Genomic DNA, 18,602 nt, shown 5'->3' with positions numbered 1-18,602 from the left:
CAACATTTGTAAGATTTTGAAATTAAAAGCGTAATATGTAATCTAATGATGGGCATAGGAGTGGTCTGTTTGTACGCATAATGGCAAGCGTACCGATAGTCCGTATTTAGTGATGACTTCCCGCTATTAGCTGTAGAAAAATTATACGTACTAACACCACTCTGGAGTATGTCTTATGCTGTGGCGCCAATTATTCAGTAAGAAAAGTGACCATCCAACTGATCACATTGAGCAGGATTATTCCACTCCTCTTGGTTGTGTCCTTGAATCCCGCGTCTTATTTGACGGCGCAATAGCCGCAACGGCTACTCAGGCCGAAACCGGTAATTCGAGTGACGCCACAGCCTCTTCTCATCCTGCACAGACTGCAAACCATTCTGCTGAGGCCGCTTCGGAGAACAGCACATCATCCGATCAGAATAGTGCCACTCATGACATCACGACTGACGTCGTTGTACAGGCGGTTGCAGGCGAAACAACACGCAAAGAAGCCGTGTTTATTGATACGGCCCTGACGGATTACCAAACACTGGTCAATAGTGTCCCCACTGGGGTTGACGTATTTTTATTGGATAGCAGTAAAGACGGCCTGACTCAGATGGCTGCATGGGCTGAAACCCATACTGGTTACGATGCGATCCATATATTGAGCCATGGCAATGAAGGACAGGTTCGCCTTGGTAATCTGACGCTTGATAGCGCTACGGCGGAGGCTCGTTCGGCCGACCTAGCTAAACTCGGCACAGCGTTAACACAGGATGGCGATCTGCTGCTCTATGGCTGTGATATTGCACAGGACACAGGAAAAAGTTTTGTCTCTTTACTCTCACAGCTCACTCAGGCAGATATTGCGGCCTCGGATGATTTGACGGGCGCAACGGCCAAAGGGGGAGATTGGCAACTGGAAACAACGGTCGGCAAGATAGAGACAACCGACGCGGCACTGGGAGCCATCGCGCAAGAATACAATAGCTTGTTGGCTTCCCCAACGCATGGTACTAACGATTTCTCACAGTTCTCAGGCACGACTGCATTTGTCAACGTCAAGCCGGGTCTCCAAACTTATGACGATCCCAACAACGGTTTTACCTACGTTGCTGACAGTACTGGCAATGTAACAATTCAAACTGTTTCACTTAGCGGTAATCAGGTCCTGAATACGATTGTTACTCCTGGGGGAAATCTTAACTATTTTGCGCTTAAATCGACGGATGGCAGCGAGTTCAAACTATCGAGCATTGATCTTAGAGCGCTTAATTACGCATTACCGTTCACCATCACTGGGTATAAAGACGGTAGCGCGGTGGCAGGTGTAACGCAAACCATCACCCTCACGACAACATTCCAGACGGTAACGCTCTCCAATGCATTTCAAAATATTGACGAGGTGAGATTAACAACAGCCGCAACCGGTAACGGTACTGTTACGTGGGATAATATCGTCACCGCACCTCTCGCTGCGTCCACCGATAACGTTCCCAGCGTCACCGCCACTGGGGCCAACCCCACCTATACCGAGAACGGCACGGCTGTCGGCCTGTTTACTGGTGTCAGCGTCGATACCCAAGATACCGGCCAGACTTTCACCAGTGCGGCATTCACCGTTAGCAACGTTGCGGGCAGCACCGAATACCTGACCCTTCACGGCATCAATGTCGCGCTCAGCAACGGTAACAGCGTCTCGCTCGGCAGCGGCTTTGGCACCGCCAGTGTCAGCCTGAGCGGCAGTATCGCCACCGTCAGCATCACCGGTGCCACGCTAAGCAACAGCGACATGGGCAGCCTGCTGTCCGGCATGGCCTACGGCAACAGCAGCGACAACCCCGGCAATGCCACACGCACGGTCACGCTGACGCAACTGACCGATTCCGGCACCAGCAACAATACCGTTGCGCCGAATATCAGCAGCGCCATCACCGTGGTGCCGGTGAACGATGCACCGACCGATATTACGCTCTCTGCCACCACCTTTGCGCAATCGCTCGGCAGCAACGGCACTGTTGCCACCCTGACGGCGACCGATGTGGATTCCTCGGTGTTTACCTACAGTCTGGTGAGTGGCAGCGGCAGTACCGATAACGCGCTCTTCACCATTAGCGGCAACACCCTAAAAGCAGTCAACGCCACTGGCATGGCAGCGGGAACCTACTCGGTACGCCTACAGGTATCTGACGGTGCCGCTACCTATGACAAAGTGGTGTCATTGGTGGTGGTAGATGATATCGCCCCCACGTTTGACCAGTCACCCAGCGTCTCCAACGCCACCGCGGGCGGTTTTAACCTGAGCGGCAGCCTAACTGAAACTGGCAATGTGTATTATGTGGTGGTGGCTGACGGTGCCAGTGCTCCAACCGCGACGCAAGTGATCGCCGGGCAAACCGCCACAGGCAGCAGCGCCACCGCCTCCGGCAGCCAGGTGCTGGGTTCTTCGCCATTCAACTTTAGCTTTACCTTGGCCGGCCTTGCCGCCAGCACTGCGTATGATGTGTATGTGGTGGCGAGGGACAGTGCAGGTAATAATACGGTCAGTGTAGTTAAGGTTGATGCAACCACGGCCAGCGCGGGCACAGCGCCGACACTCAGCGCCACCGGCAGCAACCCAGTATTTATCGGCGGTATGGCGGGTTCGATTGATCTGTTCAGCGGCGTCAGCGCCAATACCAACGACAGCGGCCAGACCTTTAGTTCGCTAACGTTGACTGTTTCCAATGCCACCGACAGCGGCGAATTTATCAACGTTGGCGGCAATAACATCAGCCTGAGCGCCAACAATTCCGGCACCCTGACCGGTATCGGCAACTACAGCGTGACACGCTCCGGTAACACCGTCACGCTGCAATTGAGCGGCATGAACGCCAGTAACAGTGAGATAGCCGGGCTGGTGGATGGCTTGCGCTATGGCAATACCAGCGCCACAGCCACCGCGGCTACGCGTGCAGTCACCCTAAGCGCGGTCAGCGACAACGGCAGCAGTAACAACAGCACAGCACTCAACCTGACCTCAAACGTCAACGTGCTTACCAGCAACAGCGCCTTGTTTGTCACCGCCGGGGATGATATCGGCGACAATGCAACTTTCGGCAGTTCGGTGCAACAGGATGCCAATGACGGCGGCGGGCTCAGTCTGCGTGAAGCCCTGTATTGGGCAAATAACACGGCGGGTATTGACCGTATTGTGTTCCAAACCGACGTGACGCTGGCCAGTTCCCTTCTGTCGCCGACCGACAGCATGCTGATTGACGGTCAGAGTTTCACCCTGAACGGTGGCGGCTATTCCGGTTTTCAAATCGTTACCGGGTCGATCACCCTGGCCATCCAAAACCTGACACTGACCAATTTCACCACCGATTACAGTACCGACACCGGCGGCGTGTTTGGGATCAGCTACAGTGCCAGCGATGTCAACTTCCGGCTGTACAACGTGGATATTTCAGGCAACCGTGACACCATGTTCGGCAATGGCGTCTTCGACCTGTTTAACATTGCCCCCGGCAGCTACAACTTCGATTTTGACCGGGTGAATATTCACGACAACCTGATGATTGGCAATTTGAATGAAGGGGTGATCAGACTGTTTGTGTCCAGTACCCAGCAAACAGTGTCCCTGTCGATCACCAATTCCGCCATCACCAACAATACCGGTATTAACCCGGCAGGCAGCACCTTCGGTATCAGTGGGTTGTGGTTAACCGGGAATCAGGGTAACCCCACCAGCACCCACATCAGCCTGATCAACACCACCATTACCGGGCAGGACAACGGCATCGTCTTCGAATTTATCAATAATGCCCTCAGTTGGGTCGCCAGCGTGCGCAATTCCATCATCACTGGCACCAGTCAGGATATTGTCGCCTACACCCCAACGGGACAACCATCCGGCGGCAGCTACACCCTGTACGGCGGCAACAACATCCTGAGTGGCAGCGTGAATCAGGTGTCGTCAACCGATCCGCGACTAGCCGCCACGGCCAGCAATGCGATTAATCAAGGCAACCGTTTCTATGTTACGGGTGAGACAGATGTACGCGGCTTGGATAGGGTACGGCAAGGCGCCGTTGATATTGGCGCTTATGAATCGCAGTTTGCTGCTGGTACCGCCCCGCAGGTCGATTTGAATGGCAGCACCACAGGCAATAATTACTCCACGACGGTACCCGCCGCCTCCGCCGCTACGGGTATTTCCGTGACGGATGCCTTAGCAACCCTGAGTCAAACCGACGGGGATTCCCGCCTCTGGACGCTGACGCTCAATTTGGCAGGAACGACAGACGGTAGCAGTGAGTCCTTATCCCTTTCACGGCAGGCATTGCTCGCTGCCCATGCTGCCGGCATCAACGTAACCGGCAATGGTAGCCAGACGCTGACGCTGACAGGCGGTGCGACGCAGGAAGCCTTCCAGATCGCGCTACGTGCCATTGTGTATGCCAACGTAGCCGCTACGCCAACGGCAGGAAATCGGACCGTATCGGTAACGGCCAATGATGATGCCAGTAGCACCGCAACCTCTACCTTGACATTGACTGCGAGTAACAACGCGTCTCCGATAGTGTCCGGCACGATTGCCGCGCAGAGCATTGCACAAGGGGACACTCTGAATGTCACCTTACCCGCCGGCACCTTTACCGATCCGGATGGCGATACCCTGACGCTCAGTGCCACGCTGGCGGACGGCACCCCGCTGCCATCCTGGCTGTCGTTTAACCCAGCTACCGGCACCTTCTCCGGCACACCGGCCAATGGGGATGTGGGCAGCCTGACCATCAAGGTCACCGCCACCGACGGCAACAACGCTTCGGTCAGCACCACCTTTGGCTTGACCGTTACCAACGTCAACGATGCACCTGTCGTCGCCACGCCGATCCCCGCGCAAAGTGTCGCGCAGGATGGCAGCCTGAGTTTCACCGTGCCCACAGGCACCTTTACCGATCCCGATGGCGATACCCTGACCCTCAGCGCTACGCTGGCGGACGGCACCGCGCTGCCAGCCTGGCTGTCGTTTAACCCAGCCACTGGCACTTTCTCCGGCACACCGGCTAATGGGGATGTGGGCAGCCTGACCATCAAGGTCACCGCCACCGACGGCAGCAGCGCCTCAGTCAGCACCACCTTTGGCCTGACCGTCACCAACGTCAACGATGCCCCTGTCGTCGCCACGCCGATCCCCGCGCAAAGTGTCGCGCAGGATGGCAGCCTGAGTTTCACCGTGCCCGCCGGCACCTTTACCGATCCCGATGGCGATACGCTGACGCTCAGCGCCACGCTGGCGGACGGCACCGCGCTGCCAGCCTGGCTGTCGTTTAACCCAGCTACCGGCACCTTCTCCGGCACACCGGCCAATGGGGATGTGGGCAGCCTGACCATCAAAGTCACCGCCACCGACGGCAGCAGCGCCTCGGTCAGCACCACCTTTAGTTTGACGGTCACCACCGTTAATGAAGCCCCGGTGGTCTCCGGCACGATTGCCGCGCAGAGCATTGCGCAAGGCGGCAGTCTAAGTGTCACGGTGCCAGCCGGCACCTTTACCGATCCGGATGGCGATACGCTAACGCTCAGCGCCACGCTGGCGGACGGAACGGCGCTGCCAGCCTGGCTGTCGTTTAACCCAGCTACCGGCACCTTCTCCGGCACCCCGGCCAATGGGGATGTGGGCAGCCTGACCATCAAGGTCACCGCCACCGACGGCAGCAATGCCTCGGTCAGCACCACCTTTGGCCTGACCGTCACCAACGTTAACGATGCCCCGGTGGTCTCCGGCACGATTGCCGCGCAGAGCATCGCGCAAGGCGGCAGTCTGAATGTCACCGTACCCGCCGGCACCTTTACCGATCCGGATGGCGATACCCTGACGCTCAGTGCCACGCTGGCGGACGGCACCGCGCTGCCAGCCTGGCTGTCGTTTAACCCAGCCACTGGCACCTTCTCTGGCACCCCCGCCAGTGGTGATATTGGCAACCTGACCATCAAAGTCACCGCCACCGACGGCAGCAGCGCCTCAGTCAGCACCACCTTTAGTTTGACGGTCACCACCGTTAATGAAGCCCCGGTCGTCTCCGGCACGATTGCCGCGCAGAGCATTGCACAAGGTGGCAACCTGAATGTCACCATCCCGGCAGGCACCTTTACCGATCCGGATGGCGATACGCTGACGCTCAGTGCCACACTGGCGGACGGCACCGCGCTGCCAGCCTGGCTGTCATTTAACCCAGCCACTGGCACCTTCTCCGGCACCCCGGCCAATGGGGATGTGGGCAGCCTGACCATCAAGGTCACCGCCACCGACGGCAGCAACGCTTCCGTCAGCACCACCTTTGGCCTGACCGTTACCAATGTGAACGATGCCCCGGTGGTCTCCGGCACGATCCCGGCGCAGAATATTGCACAAGGTGGCAGTCTGAATATCACCGTACCCGCCGACACCTTTACCGATCCGGACGGCGATACGCTGACGCTCAGTGCCACGCTGGCGGACGGCACCGCGTTGCCATCCTGGCTGTCGTTTAACCCAGCTACCGGCACCTTCTCCGGCACACCGGCCAATGGGGATGTGGGCAGCCTGACCATCAAGGTCACCGCCACCGACGGCAGCAACGCTTCCATCAGCACCACCTTTGGCCTGACCGTTACCAATGTGAACGATGCCCCCGTGGTCTCCACGCCAATCCCGCCGCAAAACGTGGCTCAGGGTGGTGGCTTCAACTTTACCGTGCCTGACGGTACCTTTAGCGATCCAGATGGTGACACGCTGACGCTGAGCGCCACCCTCGCCAACGGGTCACCGTTGCCGAGCTGGCTGCGCTTCGATCCGACCATCGGCACCTTCTCCGGTACACCGGGCAACGCGGATGTCGGTACTTTGGTGATCAGAGTGACAGCCACCGACGGCAGTAATACGTCCATCAGTACCAGCTTTGGCCTGACGGTAACTAACGCCAACGATGCACCCGTGGTCGCCACACCAATCCCGCCGCAAAACGTGACTCAGGGGGGGGGCTTCAACTTTACCGTGCCTGACGGCACCTTTAGCGATCCAGATGGTGACACGCTGACGCTAAGCGCCACCCTCGCCAACGGTTCACCGCTGCCGAACTGGCTGCACTTCGATCCGACCATCGGCACCTTCTCCGGCACACCGGGCAACGCGGATGTCGGTACCTTGGTAATCCGGGTAACGGCCACCGACGGCAGTAATACGTCCATCAGCACCAGCTTTGGCCTGACGGTGACTAACGTCAACGACGTCCCCGTGGTCGCCACGCCAATCCCACCGCAAAACGTGGCTCAGGGGGGTGGCTTCAACTTTACCGTGCCTGACGGTACCTTTAGCGATCCAGATGGTGACACGCTGACGCTGAGCGCCACCCTCGCCAACGGGTCACCGCTGCCAAGCTGGCTGCGCTTCGATCCGGCCATCGGCACCTTCTCCGGTACACCGGGCAATGCAGATGTCGGTACCTTGGTGATCCGGGTAACGGCCACCGACGGCAGTAATACGTCCATCAGCACCAGCTTTGGCCTGACGGTAACTAACGCCAACGACGCACCCGTGGTCGCCACGCCAATCCCGCCGCAAAACGTGACTCAGGGGGGTGGCTTCAACTTTACCGTGCCTGACGGTACCTTTAGCGATCCAGATGGTGACACGCTGACGCTGAGCGCCACCCTCGCCAACGGGTCGCCGCTGCCGAGCTGGTTACGCTTCGATCCGACCATCGGCACCTTCTCCGGTACACCGGGCAATGCAGATGTCGGTACCTTGGTGATCCGGGTAACGGCCACCGATGGCAGTAATACGTCCATCAGTACCAGCTTTGGCTTGACGGTGACGAGCAGTTTTGTAAGCAGCGATCCTCAGTTCAAAGCCAACGACGGTATTGGCCGGACGCCGTCAGCCAGCGATACACGCCAGCTGTTTACGCAAGATGCTACGGTAGCACTGCCGGCATTGGATGGTCTGATTGCCAATACATCGCTCGGCAGTTTCACCGTGGGTAACGACGGCGCACCGAAGTCAGTGATGTCGGCCATTTTTGCTACCGGACGCCAGAACACCGAGGGAGGCACCCTCCCAACGAGTCAGATGGCGGGCACTTTCGGACGTGGAGCCGCCAGCGGCATTGGCATTAACTTCGACAGCACACTAGGTTCCTTCCCAAGCTTCAGCAAAGATCCCGCTTTAGGTGGCACCTCATCGCTGGCTAGCACGTTCTCAGGGATCTATCTGCCTTCACTGAAGCCAATGGAGGTCTTCTCCGGCGGCAGTTGGAAGGATATTCCGCTCGATGGGGCGAATAACGCAATGAATAGCACTGATGACGGCACTGGGCGCTCGGTGGCATTTACGCCCTCGCTGCATCAGCAATTACAACAGATAGGTGATTCGAAACAGCAACGTCTTGCGGCCATTGAGCAAGCATTGCAGGAAAGTGGTCAGCAGCAGGGATAACCCTGCGCGGCAGCGCAGCAACTGCGATACGTAAGACGATCGCAAGAACAACGAGAACCATCACAAGAATAACATTGGTAATGATGATAATGACGAGGAGCGGAATCGTGTTAAAGGGTCGGAAACTATTTAGCCTTAGCGCCATCGTGCTAGCCGCCAGCGGCTGTGCCGTGACCACCCAGCCGATCAGCAAGGTCGAAAGCGAGCAACGCAGCCAGCAGGACCGAGTCGCCATGTTCAGCCAGCAGGAGCCCGTCACAGCACCGATCACGCTGTATGATGCCATGGCACGTGCGCTGAAATATAACCTCGAATCACGCTTAAAAGTGATGGAATATGCGCTGAGCCAGCAGCAGGTGGAGCTAGCACGCTACGATATGTTGCCGAAACTGGCGGCCTCAGCGGGTTACGTTGGTCGTAATAACGTCAGCGCATCCAGCAGTCGGAGCGTGAATACCGGTACCACGTCCGTACCTTATTCAACCTCACAAGATCGCGATCGTGACGTGGCCGATCTGACTATGGTGTGGAACGTCCTCGACTTTGGCGTCAGCTACGTGACCGCCCAGCAAAAATCAGATCAGCGCTGGATTGCCGAAGAGCGCAAACGTAAGGTTGTGCACACCATCCAGCAAGACGTACGCTCCGCCTACTGGCGCGCCGTGGCAGCTGAACGCTTGTTGGGACAGATTGATGGCCTGATCGTCCGTGTCAACGCTGCGCGCGACGCGAGCGAACACATGTCGTCACAGCAGATTGGTGACCCGATTGAAGTCCTTAGCTACCAACGCGCGCTGATCGACGCCACACGCCAATTGGAGGAGCAGCGTCGCGCATTGTCGCTAGCCAAGACTGAGCTGGCAACCTTGATGAACCTGCCATTGGATACGGCCTACAAGCTTGCGTTGCCACAAAGCGGTGACGAAACCGTACCGCAACTGAATGTCGATGTGAAGGTGCTGGAAGAAGCGGCGCTGGTCAGTCGCCCAGAACTGCGCGAGCAGGATTATCAGGTACGAATTCATGCCGCTGAAACCCGTAAAGCGCTGCTGCGTATGCTGCCCGGCGTGGAAATCAGCGCAGGTGGCCACTATGACAGCAACTCTTTTCTGGTCAACAACAGCTGGGCTGACGTCGGCGTGAAAGCCACCTGGAACCTGTTCAATCTGCTGTCCGGCCCAGCCGCGCGTAAAGCCGCTCAGGCTAACGAGTCCGTGTCGGAAATGCAGCGCCAAGCGATGTCACTGGCAATTATGGCACAGTTATACATCGCCCGAGCCAACTTCAATGAGGCGCAGCGACAATATAAAACCAGTTCAGAATTGCGCAACCTTGACACTAAAATCGTCGAACAGCTGAGAAACCGCTATAAGGCTAATAGCATCGGTGAACTACCATTGATTCAAGGTGAGCTGAACGCCCTCAACGCCAGTTTGCGTCAAGATCTGGCCTATGCAGAGCTACGCAATAGCTACGGCCAGATATTCTCAACGATCGGACTGGATTTGCTACCGAAAACCCTCCCGTCCAACAGCCTTGCAGATATCAGTCAGGCACTGCGTCAATCTGACACCAACTGGCAACAGGGCAAAATCAGTACATTGCAATCGTTCTGATACGCATTATTGTCGTGCCTGAAATATCATGTTTTACGCGAGTAGGAGGGGCAGCAGCGCTGCCCCTCTTGCTGTCAGACGTCCGTCAGGCGCTTGCGATCGACCTTGCCGCTACCGGTTTTCGGCAGCTTGTCGAGCACCACAATGCGCCCTGGCACCATGTAAGCCGGTAAGAACTGATGCAGCTGTTTGCGCAGCGCCAGTTTGGTCATCTCCGAGCCGAATTTATACTCAACGTAGCCCACCAGCACCGCGTCATCCCCTTCCCCCTGAAGTTTGACGGCCGCATCCTGCACCTGCTCGATCCGCTTCAATTGCGCCTCGATCTCTCCTAATTCGATGCGAAATCCCCGTAATTTTACCTGATCGTCGAAGCGACCAAGATACTGATAACGATCGTCCGCCAGCAGCCGGACTTTATCGCCGGTGCGATACATTCGCTGCCCGGATTCCACCTGCTGAATAAAACGATCCTGCGTCAGATCGTCACGTTGCCAGTATCCGCTACTCAGCGCTTCGCCGAGAATACACAGTTCACCGACCATCCCTTCCTCTAACGGATGCCGATCGTCATCGATCACCAAATGCTGATAGCCCGCCAGCGTGTTGCCCAACGCGACCGTGTGCTGGTTCTCCAACGCGGCCCCGTCGATCTGCGCCATCTGCGACCAAATTGTCGCTTCGGTTGGCCCGTAGCAATTCCACAGCGTCCTGCAACGGCTAACCAGACGCTGTGCCAGTCGCAGATCCAGCGCTTCACCGCCGCACAGCGCGACCAGATCGGGTTTACCCTGCCAGCCCGCTTTGAACATCATGCGCCAGAAAGCGGGCGTGGCCTGCAAGACATTAATCTCCGGCCGAGACTGCAAATACGCCGAAACCGCCTGCGGATCTTTGTATTCCTCGTGCGTGGTCAGGTGCTGCACGCCACCCACCCACAGCGGCGCAAACACTTCCAGCATGGAAATATCAAACGCCAGCGTGGTAATCAGCAGCCAGTTGGCTTTATCCGTTAACGCCAGCCGTTCTACGCTGGCATGAATAAAGGTTTGCAGCGCCCGCTGACCAATCACCACGCCTTTTGGTTTCCCCGTCGAACCGGAGGTAAACATCATGTAGGCCGCTGTTTCCGGCCCACCGGCCCGCGCCAGCTGTACGTTCGCCGTGGAATCACTGGCCGCATACGGTAAATCGCAGAGATTCAGTATCGGGCAGTCAAACGCCAGCGAACCGCCGGTGTAGCCGTCCTGCAAGACCGCTGCCAACGCCGCCTCCTGCTGAATCGCCTGTAGACGCTCCCCCGGAAAATCCGGCTCCAGCGGCACAAACGTTACCTGAGAAAACAGGCAGGCCAGCAGCGCCGCGACGGTGTCAGGTTGGCGGCTAAGGTGCAGCCCCACACGCTGACCCACAGTCACCCCCTGTGCAGCCAGCGCCTGTTGAATCAGCGCCACGCGTTGCAGCAGTTCCCGATAACGAATGTCGCGCTCCTGAAAAGCGATCGCCACGCAATCCTGACGCGCTTCCTGAGTCAGGCGCGCCAGCAGTTCATCGTGCAGAGTATGCGTCGTCGCCCGGTGCAGTAACGGCGCCACCCGCGGGCTGAGGCGGATCTGCGTCAGCCGTTCCCAGCTCGATGCCAGCAAACCATCAAGTAGCTGCGTGAGATGGCGGGCAATGCGCTGTAGCTGCCGATTATCGAACTGTCCGTCAGGTGCGGTCAGAATGACCCGATCGTTTTGAACCTGTACGATCAGCGCTACGTTTTGCGCCGCTTTTTGTACTACCACAGGTAACGATGCTATCTCCCCCACGATCAGCAGGCTGCTAAACAGCGCATGTTGGATGTCTGCTGCCAGAAGCTCTGACGCAGACTGCGGATCGCACGACGATCCCACCGCAGCGATCCACTCGCTGACGAGACGATCGCGCCGTTGAAAATGCGCGATCAACGGCCTTACGTTATCAGGAAGATCGGCCGTGATGAGCGCGGCACACACCTGCTCTTCACCGCTGTATTTGTACAGCAGCCAGCTCCATGCTGCGCTCACCAGCGATGCAGGATAGTGCTTAATCAGCTCACTGCTGTGCCGCTGTTCACCGTGCGCGGCACCCACCCGCTGCCCGAAGGCCGTGGGCTGTTGGATATCCGCCAGCGGGTTCCCTACGATTTCATCGTTCCCTGTCATGACAGCGTTTCCTCATTGGCGGTAAACCTCGACTGTGCCAGATACCCGCTCAGCGCCTGCGGTGAAGGGCAGCGTTGTAATAACGCCACACTCACCGGCTGCGCTAACGCACGGCTTAATGCCTGTGCCAGCGCAATACGCTGGAGCGAATCGACACCGCTTTCACACAGCGTCTGCGACCAGAGGCCAGATTCACTGAGATGCAGCGCCTGCGCCCACACGCGCAGCAGCGACTGGGCTGACGGCGTATCAGGCGAGCCAGCGCGGTTCTCCGGCGTGACAGCCTGTTTCATCACCGCATCGGTCACCTTATTATGTCCAACGATCTCGGCTGGCTGCTGCGGTGAGCTATTCACCAGCGCCACCACTTCGTCATGCCAGCGCATCAGCACCCGACGCGCCTGCGCACTGTCCAGCACATCGGCATCAAACTCGAAGCGCAGCAGCATGCAGCCCGCCTGCTCACGCACCACCAGATTCAGCGGCATTTCGACTTTTTCATAGGCGGTGGAGAATTCGGGAGATAACCGATGCGGCTCATCAGCACGCTGGCCTTGTTCCGCTTTCGCGCCAGGATAGTTTTCATAAATAAACAGGCTGTTGAAGAGACGCGGACGTCCGGCCGTCAGGGCAATCAGCGACTGCGTGGCATGCTGGTTCATCGCCATCAGCTCATTCTGCAACTGCACCAGATGTTGTTGCAGCGACACCGGCTGCTGCCAGCTCAACGCCAGCGGCAGGCTGTTGATGTACAGACCCACGCTGCTCGCCACATCTTCTACCGGACTTTCCCTGCCCGACAGCACGTTGCCGACAATACTGACCGCATCGCCAGTCGACCGCGCCAGCAGCCGGTGCCAGGCATATTGCGCGATAATGCTGTGCGTAACGCCCACCTCACGGGCAAAGGCAATGAGTGCAGCCTGATCCTGTTGGTTCAGGCTCACACCGGTGACCTGCGGTTCAACCTGCGTCAGATGCTGACTGAGATCGGCGCGTTTCCCCGCCGCCGCAAACAGCATCGCCACATCATTCGTCTGCGCCAGCAGCGGCTGACGCTGCTGCCAGAAGGCATCGACGGCAGGCTGCTGCGCCACGGCGTGCAGCGCATGATCCACATAGGCGCGATCCACCTGAATCGCGGGGGTCTCGCCGTGCATGAATGTCTGGCCGTTCATCAGCAGCAGATAGTCGCGGTGTACCGCGCCCAGCAGCTGTGGCCCGCTCCAGCCATCAATCACGCTATGGTGACAGCTCAGGAGCACTCGATAGTCACGCTCACCCAAACGGAAACAGGCAATGCGCAACAGCGGCGGCTGCGACAAGTCAAATCCTGAACGTAAATCCTGCTGGCGATAGCGCTCGATGACCGCCAGTGGATCGGCGTCTTGCGCCACATCCTGATAGTAGAAAGGCAGGTCTGCCTGCTTCACAATCACCTGCACGCTGGCACATTCGCTTTCCAGTGCGGCACGCAGCGCTGGGAAACGCTGAATCTGACGCTGCCATGCCTGACGATAGCCTTCCACATCCAGCGCCTGCGCATAGCGAATCGGCGTTTGCAGATGATAAGCATCATCCTGCGGACAGCGTAGGCGGTGATACAACATCGACTGCTGGAGCGATGACAGCGGCAACAAGGTGTCGATGTCATAACGCTGCGACAGGCTATCGAGTTGCGTCTGGCTCAGCACAACCGCCGGGAAATCACTGGGGGTAAAGGCAGTTCCGTGGTGCAACTGTGCCAGACAGGCTGCCGTCAGCGCCCGCAGATTCTCCGTCAATTGCAGCATCAGGCGTTCGCTGTCGCGCTGATTGAGGCAGCCGACCTGACGCAGCGTTAACTGCCCGCCTGCAATACCACCGTGGAGACTGATAACCTCCGCCGGTTTGTTCTCTGGAGACACACAGCAGCCCGGCGCGATGTCCACCGGACGCCATGTGCCAGCGGCCTGAACCGACAGCCCGAGATAGTTGAACACAATCGGAGACAGCGTTAGCGCATTGCCCTGCGGATGATGGTAGCGCAACGGGTTAAACCCAACGCCTTTATCCGGCACCTGACGCAGCTGTTCCTTGCTGGATTTAATCAGGGAAGCCCAGTCAGGCTTGTCTTGCAGGCACACCGGATAGGTGCTGGTAAACCACCCCACCGTGCGGCTGACATCCAGCGTCGGATCAATCGCTTCGCGGCCGTGCCCTTCCAGCATGATGCGCGCGTTGTCGCCCCAGCCGAGATCGTTTAACGTGCGGGTCAGCGCCGCCAGCAGCAAATCACTGACTTCTGTATTAAAGGCACGATTGGCCTCACTCACCAGTTGGCCTGTAGTGTCGGCATCTAGCGTCAGAATCGCGGCGCTGGCCTGGCCCTGCGGATCTTTCGCCGCCAGCAGCGCTGCCTGATCCACGCCGTCTTCCTGCGCCTGCCAGTACGTCAACTGATCCGTATGCTGTGTGACGTAGTTATGCAGCGCCGTGCCCCACTGGCGATAGCTCGACGTTTTCGGCGCCAGCGCTTCACCAAGGTACAGCCGCTCCAGATCGTCAACTAGAATGCGCCAAGACACGGCATCAATCACCAGATGGTGGAAAGCGAGGAATACAGCCGTGTCCGCCTGCGGATGGTGTCGCACCAGCGCACACCCCATCGTTCTTCCCTGCGCGGGATCGAATTCACTCTGCAACGCGGTAAACGCCTGTTGCAGGCCGTCATCGCCAAGCTGGCGATAATCCAGCGTCGACACAACAGGGCAAGGCACCTCCGTCAGATAGCGTTGCCCGTCGGTATCACAGGCCAGACGCAGCGCGTCATGCTGCGCCATCAACGCCTGCAACATCGTGGTCAGACGTTCGGTATCCACGTCCGGTAGTTGGATCATCGCCGCCTGATTCCAGTGTTCTGGACATGCCAACGGCTGTTCCATAAACCAGCGCTGAATCGGCAGCAGCGCGAATTCGCCTTCCAGCGTGCCCTGCTCCGCGACAATGCCTGTGTCACGGTTATTCTGCGCCAGCACGCGGCACAGACGCCGCACGCTCTTCGCTTCGAAAACGTCTTTCACCGTGCAGACATAGCCCGCGCTGCGCAGGCGAGTGGTCAGTTGGATACTGAGGATGGAATCGCCGCCTAAGCGGAAGAAATCATCCTCAACGCCTAGCGGCGTATTCAGCACGCTACGCCAAATCGCCAGCACATCGGCTTCCAGCGGATTATCGGCTTCGCCGTCCCCCTCGCTGGCTTCCAGCACCGGCGGCAGCTGTTTCGTATCAAGCTTGCCGTTCGGCGTCAGCGGCATGTCTTCTAGCAGAATCAGTCGGAACGGCACCATGTATTCGGGCAGATGCTTCGCGACATCAATCAGCACGGCGGCGGGTTCCGGCGTGCTGCTATCGGCTTTCACCGTGCCATAGGCAACCAGCGCCGGACGGTTCCCCACCTGCGCCACGATGACTTTAACCTGTTTCAGCGACGGGCAGACTGCCGCCAGCTGCGCCTCGATTTCACCCGGTTCAATGCGGTAGCCGCGCAGCTTGATCTGCTCATCAATACGGCCACAGTATTCATAGTCGCCGTTGTTCAGCAGTCTGGCCTTGTCGCCCGTGCGATAAATGCGCAGCGTCGCCGTGCCGTGCTCGACATTATTCACGTCATTCAGCGTGATGTGTTCAAAGCGGCTGGCCGTCATTTGTGGCTGGTTGAGGTAGCCACGCGCCAGCCCAAGCCCCGCAAGACACAGCTCTCCCGGTACGCCCGCCGGACACAGTTGCCCCGCCGCATCCAGGATCAGTGCCTGAATATGAGTAAGCGGTTTACCGATAGTGACAGGCTGGCCTTTGCGCAGACGGGTACTCAACGCCGTGACGGTACACTCCGTCGGCCCGTACATGTTGTACAGCGCCACCTTATCGGCCCAGTTTTCCACCACCGCGTTCGGGCAGGCTTCTCCGCCCATGCCAATCGCCTGAATGCCATTAACCTGCTGTGGATCGAGAATCGACATCAGCGCCGTTGGCAAGATCAGATGCGTCGCGCCCGCCTGTTCGGCCTGCACAATCGCCCGATCGTTGGGTTCGCCAAACGCCAGCGTGCCGCCGCTGCTCAGCGGCAGCAGCGTCGTCATGTTACCGGCGTCAAACGAGAGCGACATGCAGTTGAACATGGTGCTTTGTGGCGTGAAACCGATGCGATCGCGGTGATCGTCCAGCAGATTGATCAGCGAACCGTGTTCGATCATGACGCCCTTCGGCAAACCGGTCGATCCCGAGGTGTAGATCACCTGTGCCAGTTGCTGTGCATGGCGCGGAATGGTTGGCGCTTCATCGCTCGGTAGATCGTGCCACTGCGCGACAACCGCAGGATCGGTCAGATCGATGCACCGTTCGGCGGACCACTGCGCCAGCTGCTGCCCATCGCCGCCGAGAATGACGGCAAGATTGGCATCGGTAATGATGTGGCGCAGCCGCTCCGGCGGATAGTCAGGATCCAAGGGCACATAGGCAGCACCCGCTTTCCAGACGGCCAGCAGCGCAATGACAAAATAGCGATCGCGTTTCGCCAGCACGCCAACCAGCGACTGTTCGCCCAGCCCCTGACGGTGCAGCCAATGCGCCAGCTGATTCGCCTGCCTGTTCAGTTCAGCGTACGTCAGTGTGTCAGTGTGCTGTTCACCATCAAAAGCAATCGCCAGCTGCTGTGGAGCACGCTGTGCCATCGCTTCAATCACATCGGTTACCGTCAACTGTGGCTGCGGATAGCTGCGCGGCAGTTGCTGACTTTCCGCCAGCACGGCAGTAAACCGCTCCGCTTCCATCAGCGGCAGATGCCAGACGTCGGTTTCCGGTGCCTCAACCACGGCCTCAATCAGCCTGATAAAGCGGTCGGCATAATACTGGATCGTCTGGCGCTCAAACAGCGCGGTGGCAAACAGCCAGTCCAGCCGCACCTCGCCCATCAGCTCCGTCACCTTGACCGAAATATCGGTCTTGGCAGGCAGCACGGGCGAGGTTTCTTCTTCTGCATCACAACCGGGGATCAGATCGTTGAAATCTACTTTGGCCTGATAAACCAGCATCACCTGAAAGATCGGGTTGATCGCAGTGGTGCGATCGGAGCCGATCGCCTCGCTTAATGCTTCAAAACGGTAGAGTTGATGATCGAAAGCCGACAGATCCTGTTCACGGCAATATTGAAGGTAATCCACGAAGCTTTGGCTGTCCTGCAACTGGGTGCGCAGCACGATGGTGTTAACGAAGAAGCCGACGACATCTTCGATATCCGGCCTTTCGCGGTAAGCCAGCGGCGAACCAATCACGATGTCTTTCTCACCGCTGATGCGCGCCAGCATTAAGGAGAACACCGCATGCAGGCCGATGAAGTTAGACGTATTGTAGCGCTGACACAGGCGTTTGAATTTATCCCACAGATCGTTGTTGATCGCGGAGAAGATCACCTCCCCACCACTGTTCTGATGCGCCGGACGCGGTTTGTCCAGCGGCAGGCTATGCACTTCGGGGATCCCCGTCAGTCGCTCAACCCAGAACGGTTTGAATTCATTGTGGTAATCCAGAAACGAAGCGGAATTAAACCAGTGTGCGTAATCGATATAGTTAAGCTGGGTCGGTTCGACGGGATGAGGCTGGCGATTTTGACAAGCAAGAAAAGCCGGTTTGAAGTCCGCGAACATATTCTTCACCGACCAGCCGTCGGAAATAATATGGTGCTGGGTGATCAGCAGAACGTGCACCCGTTCGCTCATCTTCACCAGCCGCACGCGGGTGAGATCGCCCGCCGTGAGATCGAACGGACGGCTGATTTCCGCTTTCACCTGCTGCTGCAAACGCCCTTCCCGTTCGGCTTCCGGCAACAGTGAGAAATCATCAGGCTGTATCACAAACGGTTGATAGGCATCGATACGCTGCTCACCCTTGCCTTGTTCATTGACCACAAAACGGGTGCGCAGGCTGGCATGGCGCTGCGCCAGCGCATCAAAGGCAAACTCCAGCGCAGCCACATCCAGCGTGCCGGTCAGCCGAAAATAGACCGGCATATTGTAGAGGTGTGATTGCTCTTCGTACTGCTCGATAAACCACAGCCCGCTTTGCGATGATGACAGCGGGCCGGACGTCGCATTCTGCGGCGTGATGGGGCGCTCAAACGCCTGCTGCGCCGTCAGGCAGCGCACAATGGCGTCTTTGTTTTCCTTAATCGTGCGCCCAATGTCTGCCGTGATCGCGTCTTTGTTGGACTGCGAAATCAGCTGCCCCTGTGCATTCAACGCCAGACGAACACCCTGCCGTTCCAACTGTTTTAACAGCGTTACGATATCTTTCATGACTTATCACTCTCTCAGCAAA

Annotated in this window: 4 protein-coding genes; 2 read left to right on the top strand and 2 right to left on the bottom strand. The window is 58.0% G+C overall.

Translation table 11 applies throughout. The features are described 5' to 3' along the window. The first annotated feature begins 175 nt into the window (after positions 1-175). Together EIP93_RS02675 and EIP93_RS02670 are read left to right on the top strand one after the other, a co-directional pair. Positions 176-8,443: a putative Ig domain-containing protein gene (locus EIP93_RS02675; RefSeq protein ID WP_125232245.1), complete on the top strand. Its 8,268-nt coding sequence runs from the start codon at positions 176-178 to the stop codon at positions 8,441-8,443. A 107-nt stretch (positions 8,444-8,550) separates the two neighbouring features. Beyond that, positions 8,551-10,059 (top strand): TolC family protein, encoded by a 1,509-nt coding sequence (locus tag EIP93_RS02670; RefSeq protein WP_125232244.1) that lies wholly within the window; start codon positions 8,551-8,553, stop codon positions 10,057-10,059. Positions 10,060-10,133: 74 nt separating this feature from the next. Here the strand turns inward: EIP93_RS02670 and EIP93_RS02665 are convergent, their stop codons facing one another. After that, complete coding sequence (locus EIP93_RS02665; protein WP_125232243.1) at positions 10,134-12,248, bottom strand: amino acid adenylation domain-containing protein; 2,115 nt, start codon at positions 12,246-12,248, stop codon at positions 10,134-10,136. Further along, on the bottom strand, positions 12,245-18,580 hold the full coding sequence (locus EIP93_RS02660; protein WP_125232242.1) for a non-ribosomal peptide synthetase: 6,336 nt from the start codon (positions 18,578-18,580) through the stop codon (positions 12,245-12,247). Before EIP93_RS02660 ends, EIP93_RS02665 begins: the two co-directional genes overlap by 4 nt. Between the last annotated feature and the right edge of the window lie 22 nt (positions 18,581-18,602).

Origin of the sequence: Pectobacterium versatile, assembly GCF_003932035.1 — a bacterium.
GTDB classification, from domain to species: domain Bacteria; phylum Pseudomonadota; class Gammaproteobacteria; order Enterobacterales; family Enterobacteriaceae; genus Pectobacterium; species Pectobacterium versatile.
This window is presented reverse-complemented; position numbering and strand designations above follow the sequence as displayed.

What these genes read in the sequence shown, in the direction of transcription:
- EIP93_RS02660 (WP_125232242.1), bottom strand. Translation starts at nt 18,580, where the DNA reads ATGAAAGATATCGTAACGCTGTTAAAACAGTTGGAACGGCAGGGTGTT.
- EIP93_RS02665 (WP_125232243.1), bottom strand. Translation starts at nt 12,248, where the DNA reads ATGACAGGGAACGATGAAATCGTAGGGAACCCGCTGGCGGATATCCAA.
- EIP93_RS02675 (WP_125232245.1), top strand. Translation starts at nt 176, where the DNA reads ATGCTGTGGCGCCAATTATTCAGTAAGAAAAGTGACCATCCAACTGAT.